This is a genomic window from Cellulomonas xylanilytica, assembly GCF_007989805.1.
GTDB lineage: Bacteria > Actinomycetota > Actinomycetes > Actinomycetales > Cellulomonadaceae > Cellulomonas > Cellulomonas xylanilytica.
In genome coordinates this window covers 55,936-72,976 of record NZ_BJUB01000013.1, presented here as the reverse complement: position 1 = coordinate 72,976, position 17,041 = coordinate 55,936, and the positions used below count along the sequence as shown (strand labels likewise).

15 protein-coding genes are annotated in these 17,041 nt (G+C 71.3%); 10 read left to right on the top strand and 5 right to left on the bottom strand.

Annotated elements, in window-relative coordinates; genetic code table 11:
* The first annotated feature begins 113 nt into the window (after positions 1–113).
* Positions 114–1,622 carry a CCA tRNA nucleotidyltransferase gene (locus CXY01_RS18115; protein ID WP_146930312.1) on the top strand — a complete coding sequence of 503 codons (1,509 nt, stop codon included), beginning with the start codon at positions 114–116 and terminating at the stop codon, positions 1,620–1,622.
* Here CXY01_RS18115 and CXY01_RS18110 read toward each other — a convergent pair.
* Together CXY01_RS18110 and CXY01_RS18105 are read right to left on the bottom strand one after the other, a co-directional pair.
* Positions 1,597–3,285: a SpoIIE family protein phosphatase gene (locus tag CXY01_RS18110; RefSeq protein WP_146930309.1), complete on the bottom strand. Its 1,689-nt coding sequence runs from the start codon at positions 3,283–3,285 to the stop codon at positions 1,597–1,599. The genes CXY01_RS18115 and CXY01_RS18110 overlap by 26 nt on opposite strands.
* A complete protein-coding gene (locus CXY01_RS18105; protein ID WP_146930306.1) occupies positions 3,282–4,586 on the bottom strand; it encodes an MFS transporter in 1,305 nt (434 codons plus the stop codon). The genes CXY01_RS18110 and CXY01_RS18105 overlap by 4 nt, the downstream gene beginning before the upstream one ends.
* Positions 4,587–4,733: 147 nt before the next feature.
* Between CXY01_RS18105 and CXY01_RS18100 the strand changes: the two genes are divergently transcribed.
* The 4 genes from CXY01_RS18100 to CXY01_RS20940 all read left to right on the top strand — a co-directional run bounded on the left by CXY01_RS18100 (position 4,734) and on the right by CXY01_RS20940 (position 8,843).
* Positions 4,734–5,288, top strand: a complete 555-nt coding sequence (locus tag CXY01_RS18100; protein WP_146930302.1) for an RNA polymerase sigma factor — start codon at positions 4,734–4,736, stop codon at positions 5,286–5,288.
* On the top strand, positions 5,278–6,720 hold the full coding sequence (locus CXY01_RS20945) for a hypothetical protein (RefSeq protein WP_186813458.1): 1,443 nt from the start codon (positions 5,278–5,280) through the stop codon (positions 6,718–6,720). Before CXY01_RS18100 ends, CXY01_RS20945 begins: the two co-directional genes overlap by 11 nt.
* Before the next feature lie 148 nt (positions 6,721–6,868).
* On the top strand, positions 6,869–7,414 hold the full coding sequence (locus CXY01_RS18090) for a sigma factor-like helix-turn-helix DNA-binding protein (RefSeq protein ID WP_246125475.1): 546 nt from the start codon (positions 6,869–6,871) through the stop codon (positions 7,412–7,414).
* Positions 7,407–8,843 carry a hypothetical protein gene (locus CXY01_RS20940; protein ID WP_186813457.1) on the top strand — a complete coding sequence of 479 codons (1,437 nt, stop codon included), beginning with the start codon at positions 7,407–7,409 and terminating at the stop codon, positions 8,841–8,843. Before CXY01_RS18090 ends, CXY01_RS20940 begins: the two co-directional genes overlap by 8 nt.
* Positions 8,844–9,000: 157 nt before the next feature.
* Here the strand turns inward: CXY01_RS20940 and CXY01_RS18080 are convergent, their stop codons facing one another.
* On the bottom strand, positions 9,001–10,092 hold the full coding sequence (locus CXY01_RS18080; RefSeq protein WP_146930299.1) for an inositol-3-phosphate synthase: 1,092 nt from the start codon (positions 10,090–10,092) through the stop codon (positions 9,001–9,003).
* Complete coding sequence (locus CXY01_RS18075) at positions 10,089–10,739, bottom strand: PadR family transcriptional regulator (RefSeq protein ID WP_146930296.1); 651 nt, start codon at positions 10,737–10,739, stop codon at positions 10,089–10,091. Before CXY01_RS18075 ends, CXY01_RS18080 begins: the two co-directional genes overlap by 4 nt.
* A gap of 315 nt (positions 10,740–11,054) precedes the next feature.
* Here CXY01_RS18075 and CXY01_RS18070 point away from each other — a divergent pair, with 315 nt between their 5' ends.
* From CXY01_RS18070 to rplI, 5 genes are all read left to right on the top strand, one after another.
* Positions 11,055–13,445, top strand: a complete 2,391-nt coding sequence (locus CXY01_RS18070; protein ID WP_146930292.1) for a transglycosylase domain-containing protein — start codon at positions 11,055–11,057, stop codon at positions 13,443–13,445.
* Between the two features lie 220 nt (positions 13,446–13,665).
* Positions 13,666–13,959: a 30S ribosomal protein S6 gene (gene rpsF, locus CXY01_RS18065; protein WP_055915972.1), complete on the top strand. Its 294-nt coding sequence runs from the start codon at positions 13,666–13,668 to the stop codon at positions 13,957–13,959.
* Positions 13,960–14,040: 81 nt separating this feature from the next.
* Positions 14,041–14,580 carry a single-stranded DNA-binding protein gene (locus CXY01_RS18060; RefSeq protein ID WP_146930289.1) on the top strand — a complete coding sequence of 180 codons (540 nt, stop codon included), beginning with the start codon at positions 14,041–14,043 and terminating at the stop codon, positions 14,578–14,580.
* A gap of 77 nt (positions 14,581–14,657) precedes the next feature.
* A complete protein-coding gene (gene rpsR / locus CXY01_RS18055) occupies positions 14,658–14,894 on the top strand; it encodes a 30S ribosomal protein S18 (protein WP_028051084.1) in 237 nt (78 codons plus the stop codon).
* 14 nt (positions 14,895–14,908) lie between these two features.
* The gene (gene rplI, locus CXY01_RS18050) at positions 14,909–15,358 is read left to right on the top strand and encodes a 50S ribosomal protein L9 (protein WP_055915966.1); all 450 of its coding nucleotides are present in this window, start codon (positions 14,909–14,911) and stop codon (positions 15,356–15,358) included.
* 56 nt (positions 15,359–15,414) lie between these two features.
* Here the strand turns inward: rplI and CXY01_RS18045 are convergent, their stop codons facing one another.
* Entirely contained in the window at positions 15,415–16,770 is a 1,356-nt protein-coding gene (locus tag CXY01_RS18045; RefSeq protein WP_146930286.1) for an MATE family efflux transporter, read from the bottom strand.
* Between the last annotated feature and the right edge of the window lie 271 nt (positions 16,771–17,041).

Below are 17,041 nucleotides of genomic sequence, written 5' to 3'. Positions count from 1 at the left end.
CGATACTTGTTGGTCGCGGGTGGGCTGCGTTCCGCTGCGGGCGGGTGCGCTGGCGCGCCCCCACCCTCCGCTGCACTCCGTCCACCCGCTCCAGATCTGGCAGGCTTGGACGAGTGCCCTCCCTCGATCCGTCCGTCGGTCCCGACTCCCCTGACCTGAGCGCCGCGCTGGTGGCGCTGCAGAAGCGTGCGCTCAGCGTGCTGGCAGGGCTGCCCGCCGACGCGCTGGAGCTGGGCGAGCTGTTCCGCGCGGCCGGGCACGAGCTGGCGCTGGTGGGGGGTCCGGTGCGGGACGCGTTCCTGGGCCGGGCGTCGGCGGACCTCGACTTCGCGACGTCGGCGACCCCCGACGAGACGCAGGAGATCCTGGCCCGCTGGGGCGACGCGCACTGGGACATCGGCAAGGAGTTCGGCACCATCGGCGCCCGCCGGTTCGCGGGCCGGCGGTCGTCGCTGGCGGAGGACGTCGTCGTCGAGGTGACGACGTACCGGTCCGACGAGTACGACCCGACGTCGCGCAAGCCGCAGGTCGCGTTCGGTGACTCGCTGGAGGGCGACCTGTCCCGGCGTGACTTCACGGTGAACTCGATGGCGGTCCGCGTGCCGGACCTGACGTTCGTCGACCCGTTCGACGGCCTCACGGACCTGGCGGCGGGGGTGCTGCGGACCCCCGTGGACCCGCGGCAGTCGTTCGACGACGACCCGCTGCGGATGATGCGCGCGGCACGGTTCGCCGCGCAGCTGGGCTTCGCGGTGGACCCCGCCGCGCACGCCGCGATCGTGGACATGGCCGAGCGGATCACGATCGTGTCGGCGGAGCGGGTGCGCGACGAGCTGAGCAAGCTGCTGGTCTCGGCGCAGCCCCGGGCGGGTCTGGAGGTGCTGGTCGACACGGGTCTGGCGGAGCACGTGCTGCCCGAGCTGCCGGCGCTGCGGCTGGAGATCGACGAGCACCACCGGCACAAGGACGTGTACGAGCACTCGCTGACCGTGCTGGACAAGGCGATCGCCCTGGAGACCGGTCCCGACGGTGCGGTGCCCGGTCCGGACCTGGTGCTCCGGCTGGCGGCGCTGCTGCACGACATCGGCAAGCCGAGGACGCGACGGTTCGAGGAGGGTGGCGGCGTCAGCTTCCACCACCACGAGATGGTCGGCGCGAAGCTCGTCGCCAAGCGGCTCAAGGAGCTGCGGTTCGACAAGGCCACGGTGCAGGCGGTCGCGCGGCTGACGGAGCTGCACCTGCGGTTCCACGGCTACGGCGAGGGCGGGTGGACGGACTCGGCGGTGCGCCGCTACGTCACGGACGCCGGTCCGCTGCTGGAGCGGCTGCACCGGCTGACCCGGTCGGACTGCACCACGCGGAACCTGCGCAAGGCGGCTCGGCTGTCCGCGGCGTACGACGACCTGGAGGAGCGGATCGCGCGCCTGCGGGAGCAGGAGGAGCTCAGCGCCATCCGGCCCGACCTCGACGGCGGCCAGATCATGGAGGTCCTCGGCCTGACGCCGGGGCGTGAGGTGGGCGAGGCCTACCGGCACCTGCTCGAGCTGCGGATGGAGCGCGGTCCGCTGGGCCCGGACGTCGCCCGCGAGGAGCTGCTCAGGTGGTGGGCGGCGCGGGGCTGACGACGAGCAGGCACACGTCGTCCTCCTGCTGCTCGCCGATGAACGTCGCGACCAGCCGGTCGCGGACGGCCTTGGCGTCCGCGTCGTCGGGGATGCCGCTGAGCTCGGCGGTGAGCGCCGCGATGCCTTCGCGGAGCCCGCGGTCACGTCGCTCGACCAGCCCGTCGGTGTAGAGGACGAGCGTCGCACCCACGGGCACGTCGATCGTGGCCTCGGTGCGCTCGGAGCCGTCGAGCCCGATGGGGGTCGAGAGGCCGCCGTCGAGCGACCGGACGTCGCCGCCGGCGAGCCGCAGCAGCGGGGGCGGGTGCCCGGCGCGTGCGTAGGTGACCTGCGCGCCGTCGTCGCCGGACCGCCAGCGCAGGTAGGCGCAGGTCGCGATGTCGGCGATGTCGAGGCCACGGACCAGCTGGTCGGCGCGGCCGAGAACCTGCCCGGGCGACGATCCTTCCCACGCGTAGGACCGCAGGAGCGAGCGGAGCTGGCCCATCGCCGCCGCGGCCTGCAGGTCGTGCCCGACGACGTCGCCGACGGCCAGCCCGATCGCACCGTCGGGCAGCGGGAGCACGTCGAACCAGTCACCCCCCACCTCGGCGCTGCGGGCGGACGGGATGTACGCGGCGGCGATGTCGAGGCCGGGGACCTCGGGAATCTCCGGCAGGAGGCTGCGCTGGAGGGTCAGCGCCGCGGTGCGCTCGGCGAGGAACAGCCGGACGTTGTCGAGCGCGAGGCCGGCGCGACGCCCCAGGTGCGCGGCGGTCACCACCGCGTCGGCGGTGAACCCGTCGACGGCGACGAGGGTCAGCACGCCCAGGACGCGGTCGCGCGCGCGCAGCGGGACCACCATCGCGCTGCCCAGGCCGAGCCGGCGCAGCAGCTCGAGCTGCGTGGGCGTCGTCCGGCCGGGGAGACCCTCCTGGTCGACCGCGAAGGGCGTGGCGACGAAGCCCGGACCGCTGGTCAGCGCCTCCGTGACGGAGGGCGAGCGCGAGAGCCAGCTGATGTCCTCGTTGGCGAGCGCCCGGGCGGTCTGCTCGTCGTCCGGGTCGGCGGCGACGAGGTGGATGCGGTCGAACCGGCCGCGGTCGTCGGTGACCGCGACGAAGCCCCAGGTGGCCAGCGCCGGGATCGCGAGGTCACCGAGGGCGTCCACCGCGTCGTCGTACTCGAGGCGCTGGGCGAGCTCGTCGCTGATCAGCGCCAGCAGGTCGAGTCGAGCCGTGGCCTCGTGCGGCACGTCGATCTCGAGGTCCCGCGCCCGGTCCGAGACGACGCGCTCGGTGACGTCGACCTGGATCCCGATGTGGTGGGTGACCCGACCGGTCTCGTCGACGACCGGGCTGATGACCACCTGGTTCCAGAACGGCGTGCCGTCGCGCCGGTAGTTGCGGATGACCGTCGCCACCGCCCGCTGCTGGTCCAGGGCGGTGTGGATCCGGGCCACGGCGACCGGATCGGTCTCCGCTCCCTGCAGGAACCGGCAGTTGCGGCCGAGGATCTCCTCCGCCGGGTACCCGGTGAGCCGGGTGAACGCCCCGTTGACCCAGACCAACGGGTCGTCCTCGCGCATCGCGTCGGAGATCGAGAGCGCGAGGTCGCTGCCGAGGACCGCGTTGAGCGGCAGGTCGTCCTGCTGCCCGACCACCTTGTCGTCGCTGCTCATACCGTGACCTCGGCAACCTGTGCGGCAGGGACGCGTCGCGAGGCGGAGCCGTAGAGCGCGGCGAACCCGGCGTACGCGACGGCGAGCGCGAGGAACAGCCCCTGCGAGTAGCCGGTGTCCGGGAGGGTGACGGCCCCGAGCGCGGCGGCGCCGACGAACGCGGCGTTGTAGAGGACGTCGTACAGCGCGAACGCGCGGCCGCGGAACGCGTCGTCGGTGTCGCGCTGCACGATGGTGTCGACGGCGATCTTGGCGCCCTGCGCGGCCAGGCCGAGGAAGCCGGCGGCGACGAGCACGGCGATCCGGGCGTCGGACGCGACCAGCAGCAGCTGGCTGACGGCCGCGAGCCCCAGGCAGAGGACGATCCACACGTGCGGGCCGGTGCGGGGCGACAGCACCGGGGTGAGCACGACGGCCATGACGAACCCGAGCGCCGACGCCCCCAGCACCAGCCCGAAGGTCCGCAGGCCCTCGTCGGCGTCCGTGGGGTCGGACAGCAGGTTGCGGGCGATGAGGATGCTGGCGATGAACGTGACCCCGTACAGGAACCGGTGCGCCGCCATGATCCCGAGCGCCCGTGCGGGGGTGCGGCGCTCGACCAGGTGCCGCGCCCCGGCCACCAGGCCCCGCGCGAGCATGCCGAGCGCGGCACGCAGCTGGGCGGCGTCGGCGCGCTCGTCGGGACCCAGCCGGTCCTTGCCCAGCCGCGTGGCCAGCGCCGCCGCGGTCGCCATGACCGCGGCCGCGAGGAACAGCGCCGTCGCGTCCCGGCCGCGCCCGGCGGGCAGCACGAGGCTGAGCACCAGGCCGATCGCCCCGCCGACCCCGGCGGCCGCGGCGCCCAGGGTCGGGGTCAGGGAGTTGGCGGTGAGGAGCAGCGGGCCGTCGACCGTGCGCGGGAGCGACGCGCTGAGCGCCGACAGCAGGAAGCGGTTGATGGACAGGTTGACCAGCGCGAGCACGTAGACCGCGGGGCCGACGCCGTCCGTGGCCATGAGCAGCGCGATGACGACCGTGATCCCGACGCGCACCAGGTTGCCGACGAAGAGCACCTGCCGCCGCCGCCACCGGTCGAGCAGGACGCCCGCCCACGGGCCGACGATCGTGAACGGGAGCAGCAGCACAGCGAAGGCGGTCGCGACGCCGGCGGCGGTGCTGGCGTTCTCCGGCGAGAAGAAGAACAGCGTGGCCAGCCCGACCTGGAACATCCCGTCGGCCGTCTGGCTGACCAGCCGGACGGCGAACAGCTTGCGGAAGTCCCGCAAAGGCCACAGGGCCTTGAGGTCGTCGATCACCTGCACCGTGTCATCCTCCCACCCGGTGCTCTCAGGTTGGCCCATCCGGCTGCCGATGAGGACACGGGACGGCGACCCCCAACCGGATCCGCCGCCGTGTCGTTCTCGTTGGTAGTGCGGCCCGGTGGGCGGACCGCGGGCGAGAGGGGCGCAGTGGACGTCGCATGGGAAGGGCTGCTCGAGCAGCTCGTGCGTGAGCGCTACGCGCGGCTGGTGGGGCACGCGCTGCTGATGACGTCGTCGCGCCACGACGCGCAGGACCTGGTCCAGGACGCGCTCGTGTCGACGTTCTCCAGCCGGGCACGGTTCGACTCGGTCGGGCAGGCCGAGCTGTACGTGCGCCGCGCCATCGTCAGCCGCTCGATCGACGAGTCCCGCCGCCGCACCCGTGAGCGCGCGGCGACCCAGCGGCTCGAGGCCCGACCTGTCGCACCCGTGCTCGTCGAGGAGCGCGGGCTCGGCGCCGACGTCCAGCGAGCGCTGCAGTCCCTGTCGCCCCGCGAGCGCGCCTGCGTCGTCCTGCGCCAGCTCGAGGACCTCTCCGTGCGGGAGACCGCCGCGACCCTCGGCCTGAGCGAGGGCGCGGTCAAGCGGTACACCGCCGACGGCACGGCCCGGCTCGACGCCGCGCTGGGCACCATGACGACGGACCTGGAGACGACCGCGGTGCGGCTCGTCGACACCACGGAGGTGCAGCATGGCAAGTGACCTGAGGAACCTGCTGGGGCAGGCCCGGGACGAGCTGGGTGCGCCGCACGCCGCCGACGACCCCGGCCTGGCGCGCGTCGTGCGGTCCGTGCGGCGTCGCCGGACCCAGCGGCACGCCGTCCAGTCCGTCGTCGGGGTCGCTGCCGCCGGCGCGGTCGGCGTCGCCGGTTGGGCGGGGCTGTCCCGCGTCAGCCCGCCGACCCCGGCGGACACCCCGTCACCGTCGGTGAGCACGACCCCGTCGCCGACGAGCACCACGACACCGACCCCGACCCCGACCCCGACGGTGCCGCAGGAGGAGATCGTCGGGCTCCCGCCGACACGCCCGATGCCGCCGGGGATGCTGGAGCAGACGACCGCCGGATGGGTGCTGGCGATCTACCAGTCGACGCCCGGGCCGGCGGGTGATCCGGTCGAGCCGTTGGTGAACTCCGTGGTGCTCGCCAGTCCTGCCGGGGAGCTCTACCGCGTGGTCGACCTGCCGTTGGACCTGGGGGTGGAGCTCGTGCGCTGGGATCCGGGCTCCACGACAGCCCTCGTCCGGGTGCTCTCCCCGGGGGACTCCGCCCCTGCCATCTCGGTGCGCTCGGTGCTCGACCTGACGACCGGTGAGATCCAGCACGACGACCGAGGTTTCCCTTCCGACACGTACTACCAGGGAACGACGGCGACGGGCGCGGAGCTGTGGGCCCAGTCCATCGCCACGGACGCGGTCGCCTCGGAGCTGTACTCCGTGCAGGGCGACGGCACACCTGCGCTCCTCGGGGTGATCGGCTACGCGATGGCGCTCGACCCGACGGGTCGTCGAGTGGTCACGCCCGAAGGGACCTTCAGCAAGACCAGCTTCAGCCTCATCGACGTCGTGGCCGGCGGTCAGACCGTGCACGAGTACGGACTTCCGGGAACCATGTGCGACCCGGTCGGCTGGCTCGACCCTGACGCGTTCCTGGCCTACTGCGCTGACACCAACGACGGGGACCTTGCGACGAACGCCGCCGCACATCCCGCCTGGTACCGCGTCGACGTCGGCGGAGCCTCGCCGACCACGACCTTCCTCGGAGCAGCTGATCCGGCCGAGCTGCGCCCGCAAGCATGGAGCGGGACGTGGATCAGCTCGGGTGTGATCGCGTTCGACGGCTCGACCGAGACGCTCCGGGGCTGGACAGGGTGCAACGACAACCCGTACCTGTGGCAGGCGGGGTCGGTCACGCCTCTGCGCGGAGAGAACGACACCGCGGGAAGGATGAGCTCGCACGGAGGCCTGCTGTACGCGGAGCTGTGGACGGCGTGCGACGACGACGGACCTCCGGGACACGTCTCGACGCTGGCCGGGTCTCGGTGGACGGACCTGCTCCCCGCACCGTCCCCGACGGTGGAGGTCCCCGAGTGGCTGTGGGGCGTCGGCTCCTGGGTGGTTGCGACCGACCGCTGACGACCGGGACCTCGCGCCAGCGTGAGGGAGGTGCCGACGTGTCCCGTGAGAACTCGTCGGCACCGGCGACAACCTGAGCCCTCCTGAGGATCGTTCTTCTCCTGCGAGGCACCACGTCGGTGCCGCAGACACCGACCAGGGGGTTGGCGTGAGTCGATGGGAGCCTCTGCTCGAGCAGATGGTCGAGGAGCGCTACTCACAGCTCGTCGCGCGGGCGATGCTGCTGTGCTCGTCGCGCTCGGACGCCGAGGACGTCGTGCAGGAGGCCCTGCTCTCGACGTTCTCCGGCCGGGCGCGCTTCACGACGGTGGCGGAGGCGGAGCAGTACGTGCGGCGCGCCATCGTCTCCCGGTTCATCGACGGCACCCGTCGTCGTGGCCGTGAGCGGGCGCTCGCAAACCAGGTCGGCCATGCGCCGCTGGTCGCGGTCCCGCCCTCCGGTGGCGTCGCCGACCGGCTGGAGGCGGCGCTCGCACAGCTCAGCCCGCGCCAGCGTGCGTGCGTGGTCCTGCGCTACCTGGACGACGTCCCGGTCCGGGAGACCGCTGCGCTGCTCGGGGTGAGCGACGGGGCCGTCAAGCGCTACACCGCCGACGGCATCCGGATGCTGAACGACCTGCTGGGGACGCAGGCCACGGTGAACGACCACACGGTGCAGGTCCTGACGTCGCAGAGGAGCGTCCACGATGCGTGAGCTGGCAGATCTGATGAACGACGCGCTGGCGGAGCGCTCCGGCTCGCTGGCGGACCTGCCCACCGCGCAGGTCGGTGACCGGCTGCACCGCAAGGTCCGGTTCCGCCGTGCTCGCCGGCACACCCTGGAGGCGGGCGGCGCCACCGCGGCGGTCGCCGTGCTCGGCGCGACGACCTGGTTCGGCGTGAACCGTGGCGACGACCCGGCGCCGGCGATCAGCCCCACGATGTCGGCGACCCCGTCGCCCACCCAGTCGCCGACACCCACGCCCACACCGTCGCCGACGCCGACCGCCGTGGCCGACGACATCCTCGGCCTCCCGCCGACCTACGCGATGCCGGCCGGCCTCCTGGAGCAGACGACACCCGGGTGGGTGCTGTCGATCTACCGGTCCGGGACCTTCGTCGAGGGCGGTGACGAGGAGCCGGTCATGTCGTCCGTCCTGCTCAGCTCACCGGAGGGCACCCTCTACCGGGTTGTCGACCTTGCGGTCGACCCGTTGACGACCGTGAACCTGTCCCACTGGGTCGCGGGGTCGTCGACGGCCGTGGTCAACGTCTTCTCGCCCGACGCACCCACGGCCCGCGCGATCCTCGACCTCGCCACGGGCACGATCACCGACGACGGGCGTGGCCTGTCTCGGTCAGCCTTCTACGTCGGCCAGGACGCGTCCGGCGCGGAGGTGTGGACGCAGCCCGCACCAGCGGGCGGCGAGAACGACCTCTTGACGGTCGACCGCGACGGAGACGCGCGGCTCGTCGCCACGCTGAGCGGTGCCGGTGGAGAAGGGAATCTCTTCCTGCTCGACCCCACAGGCACGCGTGCCGCGTTCTCGACGTGGCTGGACGCGTCGACCGGTGGGGAACCGGGACTCGGCATCGTTGACCTGGGCACCGGCGACGTCCGGGTCAACGCCTTCGAGGCCGGGGGCCGGCTCTGCACCGTGGTCGGATGGTCCGATGCGAACACCCTCCTGACGGGGTGCTCCGACGACGACACGAGGAACGCGACCACGGGACTGTGGGACGTCGACGTGTCGTCGGACCCGTTCACCATGACGCTCCTGCGGGAGCTCGGGCCCGACGACAAGTCTCCGCAGGTGTGGAGCGACGCCTGGATCTCAGACGGGATCCTGGCATCGCCGGGATACTCGACGCGCTTCGGCGACGGCTGCCCGGACGGCGTCTACACCTGGTCGTCGGGTGTCCCGACGATCCTGATGACGTTCCCGACGGACTCGTACGCGCACGCGACGTCTGTCGACGGGCGTGTGTACGTGACGGCGATGTCGGGGTGCGACAACGAGAGCGCGGAGGTCCTCACGGCACTCGGGCCGAGCGGACCGGTCGTGATGGCACCGGCACCGGCACCCCGTCCTGACGGGCTGGAGTGGACCGCCGGCATGACCTCATGGGTGGCGGCTCGCTGACGAGAATGACGAAGGCGCGCACCCCCTGATGGGGATGCGCGCCTTTCGTCAGCCCGGCGACGACGAGCTCAGCGCTCGTTCCTGTGGTCGCGCTGACCTTCCGTTCCGCTCCGGGCGGGTGCGCTCGCGCGCCCCCACCCGTCGCTGCACTGCAGGATCAGCGCTCGTTCGACCCGTTGATGAAGGCCTCCAGCTCGGCGCGGCCGAGGGTGTCCTCCATCTGGACGGGCGGGGACTTCATGAAGTACGTCGACGCCGACAGGATCGGGCCGCCGATGCCGCGGTCCTTGGCGATCTTCGCGGCGCGCAGGGCGTCGATGATGATGCCGGCCGAGTTGGGCGAGTCCCAGACCTCGAGCTTGTACTCGAGGTTCAGGGGCACCTCACCGAAGGCGCGACCCTCGAGGCGGACGTAGGCCCACTTGCGGTCGTCGAGCCAGGCGACGTAGTCCGACGGGCCGATGTGGACGTTGCGGTCCTCCTTCTTGCCGCCCAGGGGGCCGGTCAGGTTGGAGGTCACGGCCTGCGTCTTGGAGAGCTTCTTGGACTCCAGGCGGTCGCGCTCGAGCATGTTCTTGAAGTCCATGTTGCCGCCGACGTTCAGCTGGTACGTGCGGTCCAGCACGACGCCGCGGTCCTCGAAGAGCTTCGCGAGGACACGGTGCGTGATGGTGGCGCCGACCTGCGACTTGATGTCGTCACCGACGATCGGGACGCCGGCAGCCTCGAACTTCGCGGCCCAGACCGGGTCGGACGCGATGAAGACGGGCAGGGCGTTGACGAACGCGACACCGGCGTCGATGGCGCACTGCGCGTAGTACTTCGCGGCGATCTCGGACCCGACGGGCAGGTAGCAGATCAGCACGTCGGCGTTGGCCTCGCGCAGGGCGGCGACGATGTCGACCGGCTCGGCGTCGGACTCGGTGATCGTCTCGCGGTAGTACTTGCCGAGACCGTCGTTGGTCACGCCACGCTGCACCGTCACACCGAGCGGGGGGACGTCGGCGATCTTGATGGTGTTGTTCTCCGAGGCACCGATGGCCTCGGACAGGTCGAAGCCGACCTTCTTCGCGTCGACGTCGAACGCCGCGACGAACTCGATGTCGCGGACGTGGTAGTCGCCGAACTGCACGTGCATCAGGCCGGGCACGGTGCTGCTCGGGTCGGCGTCGGCGTAGTAGTGGACGCCCTGGACGAGCGACGCGGCGCAGTTGCCGACGCCGACGATGGCGACGCGGATGGAGGTCATCCTCGCTCCTTCTCGGTGGTTCGCGCGGGGGCGACGTCGTCGATCTCCGCGGGTGTGTCAGCAGCGGTCGGACGACCGGTGCCTGCAGGACGGGTGCGACGAAGGCCGCGCTCGTTGTCGATCAGTCCGTCGAGCCAGCGGACCTCACGCTCGACCTGTTCGAGGCCGTGCCGCTGGAGCTCGAGGGTGTACTCGTCCATGCGCTCGCGGGTGCGGGCGAAGGACAGGCGGATCGTCTCGAGTCGTTCGGTCAGGCGCGTGCGCCGACCCTCGAGGATCCGAAGCCGGGTCTCGGCGTCGGTCTGCCCGAAGAAGGCGAACCGGACGTCGAAGTTCTCGTCCTCCCAGGTGGCCGGTCCGGACGACGCGAGCACCTGCTGGAGGTGCTCCTTGCCGTCGGCGGTCAGCTGGTAGACGATGCGTGCCCGCTTGGACGACACCGCGTGCGGTGTCACGGCGGACTCGGTGCCCTCGATCCAGTGGCGCTCGACCAGCGACTTCAGGCAGGGGTACAGCGAGCCGTACGAGAGTGCCCGGAACGAGCCGAGCACGAGGTTGAGGCGCTTGCGCAGCTCATACCCGTGCATGGGGGACTCGTGGAGCAGGCCGAGGATGGCCGGCTCGAGCACGTCGGAACGACCGCGCACGGGGGCACCTCCTCAGCTTGTGGGGTTCTCGATGTATCAACTCGATACATCCGGAGAGTATGTCGGATACGACGAACCAAGCAAGTCGGTGACCTGGACCACACCGCCTGTGTGCATCGGGACCGGGGTGCGGCGGCGGTTCGCGCGCGCCGTGCCGATCGTGTGAAGGCTCGTCGGCTCCGCGCTTCGGGACGCCGCGCGCGCTCAGCGAGGTCCCCCATACTGGCTTCCGCGGCTGACGCCTGCCCGAATCCGGTCCGAGGACCGACGCGGGCGGGCGAGGCCGGACCTGGTCGTCGGACGGAAGGCAGAGCGTTGGCAGGCACGAATCGGAGGGCTCCCGCCCGGGGCAAGCGCGCAGCGCCCCGCGGCACGGCAACCTCGTCGCGCAGCAGCGCCCCCAAGCGACGCTTCTTCGACTACCCGCGCTCGGGCTACGAGGGCCTGCACCGCTGGCTGCCGTCGTGGCGGTTCACCGTCGGCACCATCCTCGCGATCGGCTTCCTCGGAGCCGGTGCGGTCGTCGCGGCGTACGCGAGCACGACGATCCCCAACCAAGCCGACGACACCCGGTCCCAGACGACCACGGTCTACTACGCCAACAACCCCGACGGCTCCCCCGGACCGGTCATGGGCACGTTCGCGGCGCAGAAGCGCACGATCGTCGAGTACGAGACGCTCCCCGAGTACGTGGGCCAGTCGGTCGCCGCCGCGGAGGACAAGACGTTCTTCACCAACAACAGCGGCATCTCGATCACCGGCATGGGCCGCGCGCTGATCAACAACCTGCGCGGCGGCCCCACGCAGGGTGGTTCGACCCTGACGCAGCAGTACGTCGAGCGGTACTACGTCGACAAGACGACGACGGACTACGTCGGCAAGTTCAAGGAGACCCTCCTGGCGATCAAGATCGCCCGGGTGGAGTCGAAGACCGAGATCATGGAGCGGTACCTCAACACGATCTACTTCGGTCGTGACTCGTACGGCATCCAGGCCGCTGCTCAGGCGTACTTCGGGGTCGACGCCGCGGCGCTGACCCGTGAGCAGGCCGCCGTGCTGGCCGGCATCATCCCGTCGCCCAACAACTGGGACCCGGCCAAGGCGCCCGACAAGGCGCTGGCCCGCTGGAACATCGTGCTCGACTCCATGGAGGAGGAGGGCTGGCTGACGGCGGCCGAGCGTGCGCCGATGGTGTTCCCGCCCACGATCGAGTACAAGCGGTCCGACGCGATGGGCGGCCCTGTCGGCTACCTGCTCGAGAAGGTGCGCAACGAGCTGAACGACGAGCCGCTCGCCTTCTCCGACGACGAGATCAACCGTCGCGGCCTCAAGGTCGTCACCACGATCCAGCAGCCGCTGCAGGTCGCCGCCCAGGAGCACGTCGCGGCGTTCCGCGCCGGCTCGCTGCCCGAGCAGGACGGCGCCGTCCCCTTCGAGCGCACCCGGGTGTCCCTCACGTCGGTCGACCCGAAGGACGGCGCGATCGTCGCGATGTACGGCGGGGCGGACTTCCTCGTCGACCAGAGGAGCACCACGACCTACGACAAGATCCAGGCGGGGTCGACGTTCAAGCCGTTCACCCTGATCGCCGCCCTCCAGCAGGGCGTCCCGCTCACCACGAGGTTCGACGGGCACTCCCCGCAGACCTTCGGTGACTGGAAGGTGCCGAACTTCGGCGGCGGGCAGTTCGGCACGATCGACCTCGTCGAGGCCACCGCGCAGTCGGTGAACACCGTGTACGCACAGCTGAACCTCCAGATCGGCCCGGAGCTGACGGCGAAGGTCGCGGCCGACGCCGGGATCAAGACGCCCGTGGACACCAACCGCGCCAACGTGCTCGGGACCGACGCCGTGCGGCCTCTCGACGTCGCGGGCGCCTACGCGACGATCGCCTCCGGCGGCGTGCGCATCGACCCCTACATGGTCCGCTCCGTCTCGTACGACGACGGCAAGGTCGCCTACGAGCACAAGGACCCGACCGAGCGGCCGTTCGCGGCGGACGTGATCGCCGACACCACCTACGCGATGACGCAGGTCGTGGAGAAGGGCTCCGGCGAGGACTGGATCAAGCCGCTGGGCCGGCCGATCGCCGGCAAGACCGGCACGTCGAACGACAACAAGTCGGCCTGGTTCGTCGGCTTCACCCCCAACATCGTCACCGAGGTGTCGCTGAGCCAGGTGGGTGAGGACAACAAGTCGCTGGAGACGATCCAGCCCTTCGGACGGCCGAAGCAGGTGACCGGTGGCACGTGGCCGGCGTTCCTGTGGCAGTCGTACATGAAGGAGGTCTTCGCGCAGCCGCAGTACTCCGAGGTCCTCCAGTTCCCCGCCCGGGCCAACGTCGGGAAGAAGCCGTCGCCGAGCGCGACGGTGCCGACCGAGACGGTCGCGCCGACGGAGGAGCCCACGGTGGAGGCGCCGACGGAGATCGCCGTCCCGTCGGGGCTCGAGGGCAAGCTCGAGGGTGACGCGACCGCGTCGGTCGTCAACGCCGGGCTCGTCGTGAACGTGGTCGTGGAGCCGTCGGACACCGTGACGACCGGTCGGGTCATCCGGGTGGACCCCCGGGGCGGCACGCTGCTGGCACCCGGCGGATCGGTGACGCTCGTCGTCTCGAGCGGACCCAAGCCGGTCCCGACCCAGGAACCGGTGCCCACCCCCGAGCCGACGCAACCGCCGGAACCGGCGCCCGAACCGACCCAATGATTCCTGGCGAGGGGCGGACCACGGTGGTCACCGCCCCTCGCCGGAGCTTCCAGGTCCGCGCCCGTCCACAGCCGATTTCGGCGGTGGCTCCGGGCCGGGTAGCCTAGGAGATTGCTGTGCCCGGAGGGGACCGTCGTCATGGACGGCACCGTCCGGCCAGCGACGCACACACCCTCCTGCCACGGATCGACCGTGGCCGCGAAGACCAGAGGAGGTGGGTATGAGCCTGCGTCAGTACGAACTCATGATCATCCTTGACCCCGAGATCGAAGAGCGCACCGTCGCTCCGTCGCTCGACAAGTACCTGACGGTCATCAAGACCGACGGTGGGACTGTCGACAAGGTCGACATCTGGGGTCGTCGTCGGCTTGCCTACGACATCCAGAAGAAGTCCGAGGGCATCTACGCCGTCATCGACTTCCACGCGACGCCCGCGACCGCCAAGGAGCTCGACCGCCAGCTCGGCCTCAACGAGGTCGTCCTGCGGACCAAGGTCCTGCGCGCCGACGCCTGATCACCTGTGGGTGGCCGCAGCTAGCGTGCGGTCCCACCATCCATTGATCATCCGACTGATCGAACGAACGAGGAGCTGGGCATGAGCGGTGAGACCGTCATCACGGTGATCGGGAACCTGACCGGGGATCCCGAGCTGCGCTTCACCCCTTCGGGGGCGGCTGTCGCGAACTTCACCGTCGCGTCCACCCCCCGTACGTTCGACCGCCAGAGCAACGAGTGGAAGGACGGCGACACGCTGTTCCTCCGCTGCTCGATCTGGCGTGAGGCGGCCGAGTCGGTCGCCGAGTCGCTCACCAAGGGCACCCGCGTCATCGTGACCGGCCGGCTCGTGCAGCGCTCCTACGAGACCCGCGAGGGCGAGAAGCGCACCGTGTACGAGCTCCAGGTCGACGAGGTCGGCCCGTCCCTGCGCTACGCCACGGCCAAGGTCACCCGGACCCAGCGTTCGGGTGGCGGCGGCGGTGGCTTCGGCGGCGGGGGCGGCGGCTTCAACAACGGTGGCGGCGGCGGTGGGTACGGCGGCTCCGGCGGCGGTGGCGGCAACCAGCAGGACGACCCGTGGGCGACGCCCGCAGGTGGTGCTGGCGGTGCCGGCTACTCCGACGAGCCCCCGTTCTGATCGGCGCCTGACACTCAGACACTCCCCATCCCTGGGCACGGCAACGCCCAGGGCTCCAGCAGACAAGGAGCACCACGATGGCCAAGGCCGTGGTCCGCAAGCCGAAGAAGAAGCAGAACCCGCTCAAGGCGGCGAAGATCGATGTCGTCGACTACAAGGACACTGCGCTGCTGCGCAAGTTCATCTCCGACCGCGGGAAGATCCGCGCTCGCCGGGTGACCGGTGTGTCCGTCCAGGAGCAGCGCGCGATCGCGCGTGCCGTCAAGAACGCCCGCGAGATGGCACTCCTGCCGTACTCGTCGTCGGCGCGCTGAGAAAGGGGACCATCATGGCGAAGATCATCCTGACCCACGAGGTCACCGGTCTCGGTGAGCCCGGCGACGTGGTCGAGGTGAAGGACGGGTACGCCCGGAACTTCCTCGTCCCGCGCAACCTGGCGACGCCCTGGACCAAGGGCGCCGAGAAGGACGTCACCGCGATCCGTAAGGCCCGCAAGGCCCGTGAGATCGCGACGCTCGACGACGCCAAGGCGATCCGCGACTCGCTGCAGAGCAAGCCGGTCGTCGTGTCGGCCAAGGCCGGCGAGTCGGGCCGTCTGTTCGGTGCCGTCACGACTGCCGAGATCGCCGACGCGGTCAAGAAGTCGGGCGCCCCGCAGATCGACAAGCGGAAGGTCGAGATCGGTCAGCCGATCAAGGCCCTCGGCGAGTACCAGGTGTCGGTCCGTCTGCACGCAGGCGTCTCCGCGACGGTGACCGTCAAGGTCGTCGCAGCCTGAGCTGAGCAGCACCAGCAGCGCCCCGTTCCCCTCGTGGGAGCGGGGCGCTCCTGCGTTCAGGCGCCGGTGACCATCCAGGCCGTGCCGCGGGCGCGCAAGCCGGTGGTGACTGCGCGGGCCAGCATGAACACGCCAGCGAACGCGGCCCACAGCCACGCCAGACCCGCGGCACCGGGCGGAGCCGCCTCCCGGACGGCCAGCGCGAAGGGCACGTAGACGACAAGCGTGGCCATGCCCGCCCAGGCGAGGAAGCGGCCGTCGCCGGCGCCGATCAGGACGCCGTCGAGCACGAAGACCCAGCCGGCCATCGGCATGGTCACGGCCGCGACCACGAGGGCGGCGACGGCGGCGAGGCGCACGTCGTCGGCGGACGTAAAGAGCGGGACGTAGACCCACGAGAGCCCGCCGACGACGAGGCCGAGCGCTGCCCCGGCGCCGACACCCCACTGCAGGGTCCGGCGCAGGATCGCGCGGACCCGCGGGACGTCGGCGGCTCCCAGGGCGTGGCCGACGAGGGCCTGCGCGGCGATGGCGAGCGCGTCCAGCGCGAACGCCGCGAGCCCCCACACGGCGTTGACCACCTGGTGCCCGGCGAGCTCGACCGCCCCGAGACCCGTGGCCACCCACACGGTCAGCAGGATGGCGAGCCGCAGCGACAGCGTGCGGACGAACAGGGGGGTGCCGGCGCGCGCGTTGGCCCAGATGCCGCCGGCAGCCGGTCGCAGGTGGGCCCCCGCACCTCGGGCGCCTCGGACGACCACGACGGTGAGCGCCACGGCCATCCCCAGCTGCGTCAGGGCGGTGCCGAGGCCGGACCCGGCGATCCCCATGCCGACCCCGTAGACGAGCACCACGTTGAGCACGGCGTTGACGACCGCCCCGGACGCGGCGACGACCAGGGGTGTGCGGGTGTCCAGCAGGCCGCGCAGGGCGCCGGTGGACGCAAGCACGAGGAGCATGCCGGGCAGGCCCGGCGCCGACCAGCGCAGGTAGGTCACCGCCTGCCGCGCGACCTCGCCGGAAGCACCGAGGGCCTCGATCAGCCACGGGGCGCTCAGCCAGGTGGCCGCCGCGAGGACGAGGCCGAGCCCGAGCGCCAGCCACATCCCGTCAACCCCGACCTGGAGCGCGCCGCTGCGGTCCCCAGCACCGAGGCGACGCGCGACGGCCGCGGTCGTGGCGTAGGCGAGGAAGACGCAGAGCCCGATCACGGTCATCAGCACCGTCGAGGCGAGCGCCAGACCGGCCAGCGGGGCGGTGCCGAGGTGGCCGACGACGGCGGAGTCGACGAGCACGAAGAGCGGCTCGGCGACCAGTGCCCCGAGGGCCGGCACGGCGAGCGCCAGTATCTGGCGGTCGATGCCGGGCGGGCGATGTCCGACAGATGAAATCGCGGCCAACCTTTCTCGCATCCACAGCAGGTGCACAGCGTTCGTGCGGGTGACGAAGCGGAACGGGACGGAACTTCACCCGGCCGTCCACACCCCTGTCCACGGCCTGTGGACAAAATCGGACGTGATCCACAGCTCCGCTCACAGTAGGCGAGGGCTCGCTCCACAGAAGTCCACACCCTCACCCACAGGTGTGCGTGCAGTTCCCCACAGGCTCGTGAGCGTGTTTGGACGAGGGCGTCGGAGCACCTAACGTCGCGAGTGCGAGGACCCGGAGCTGCGCCTGGGAACT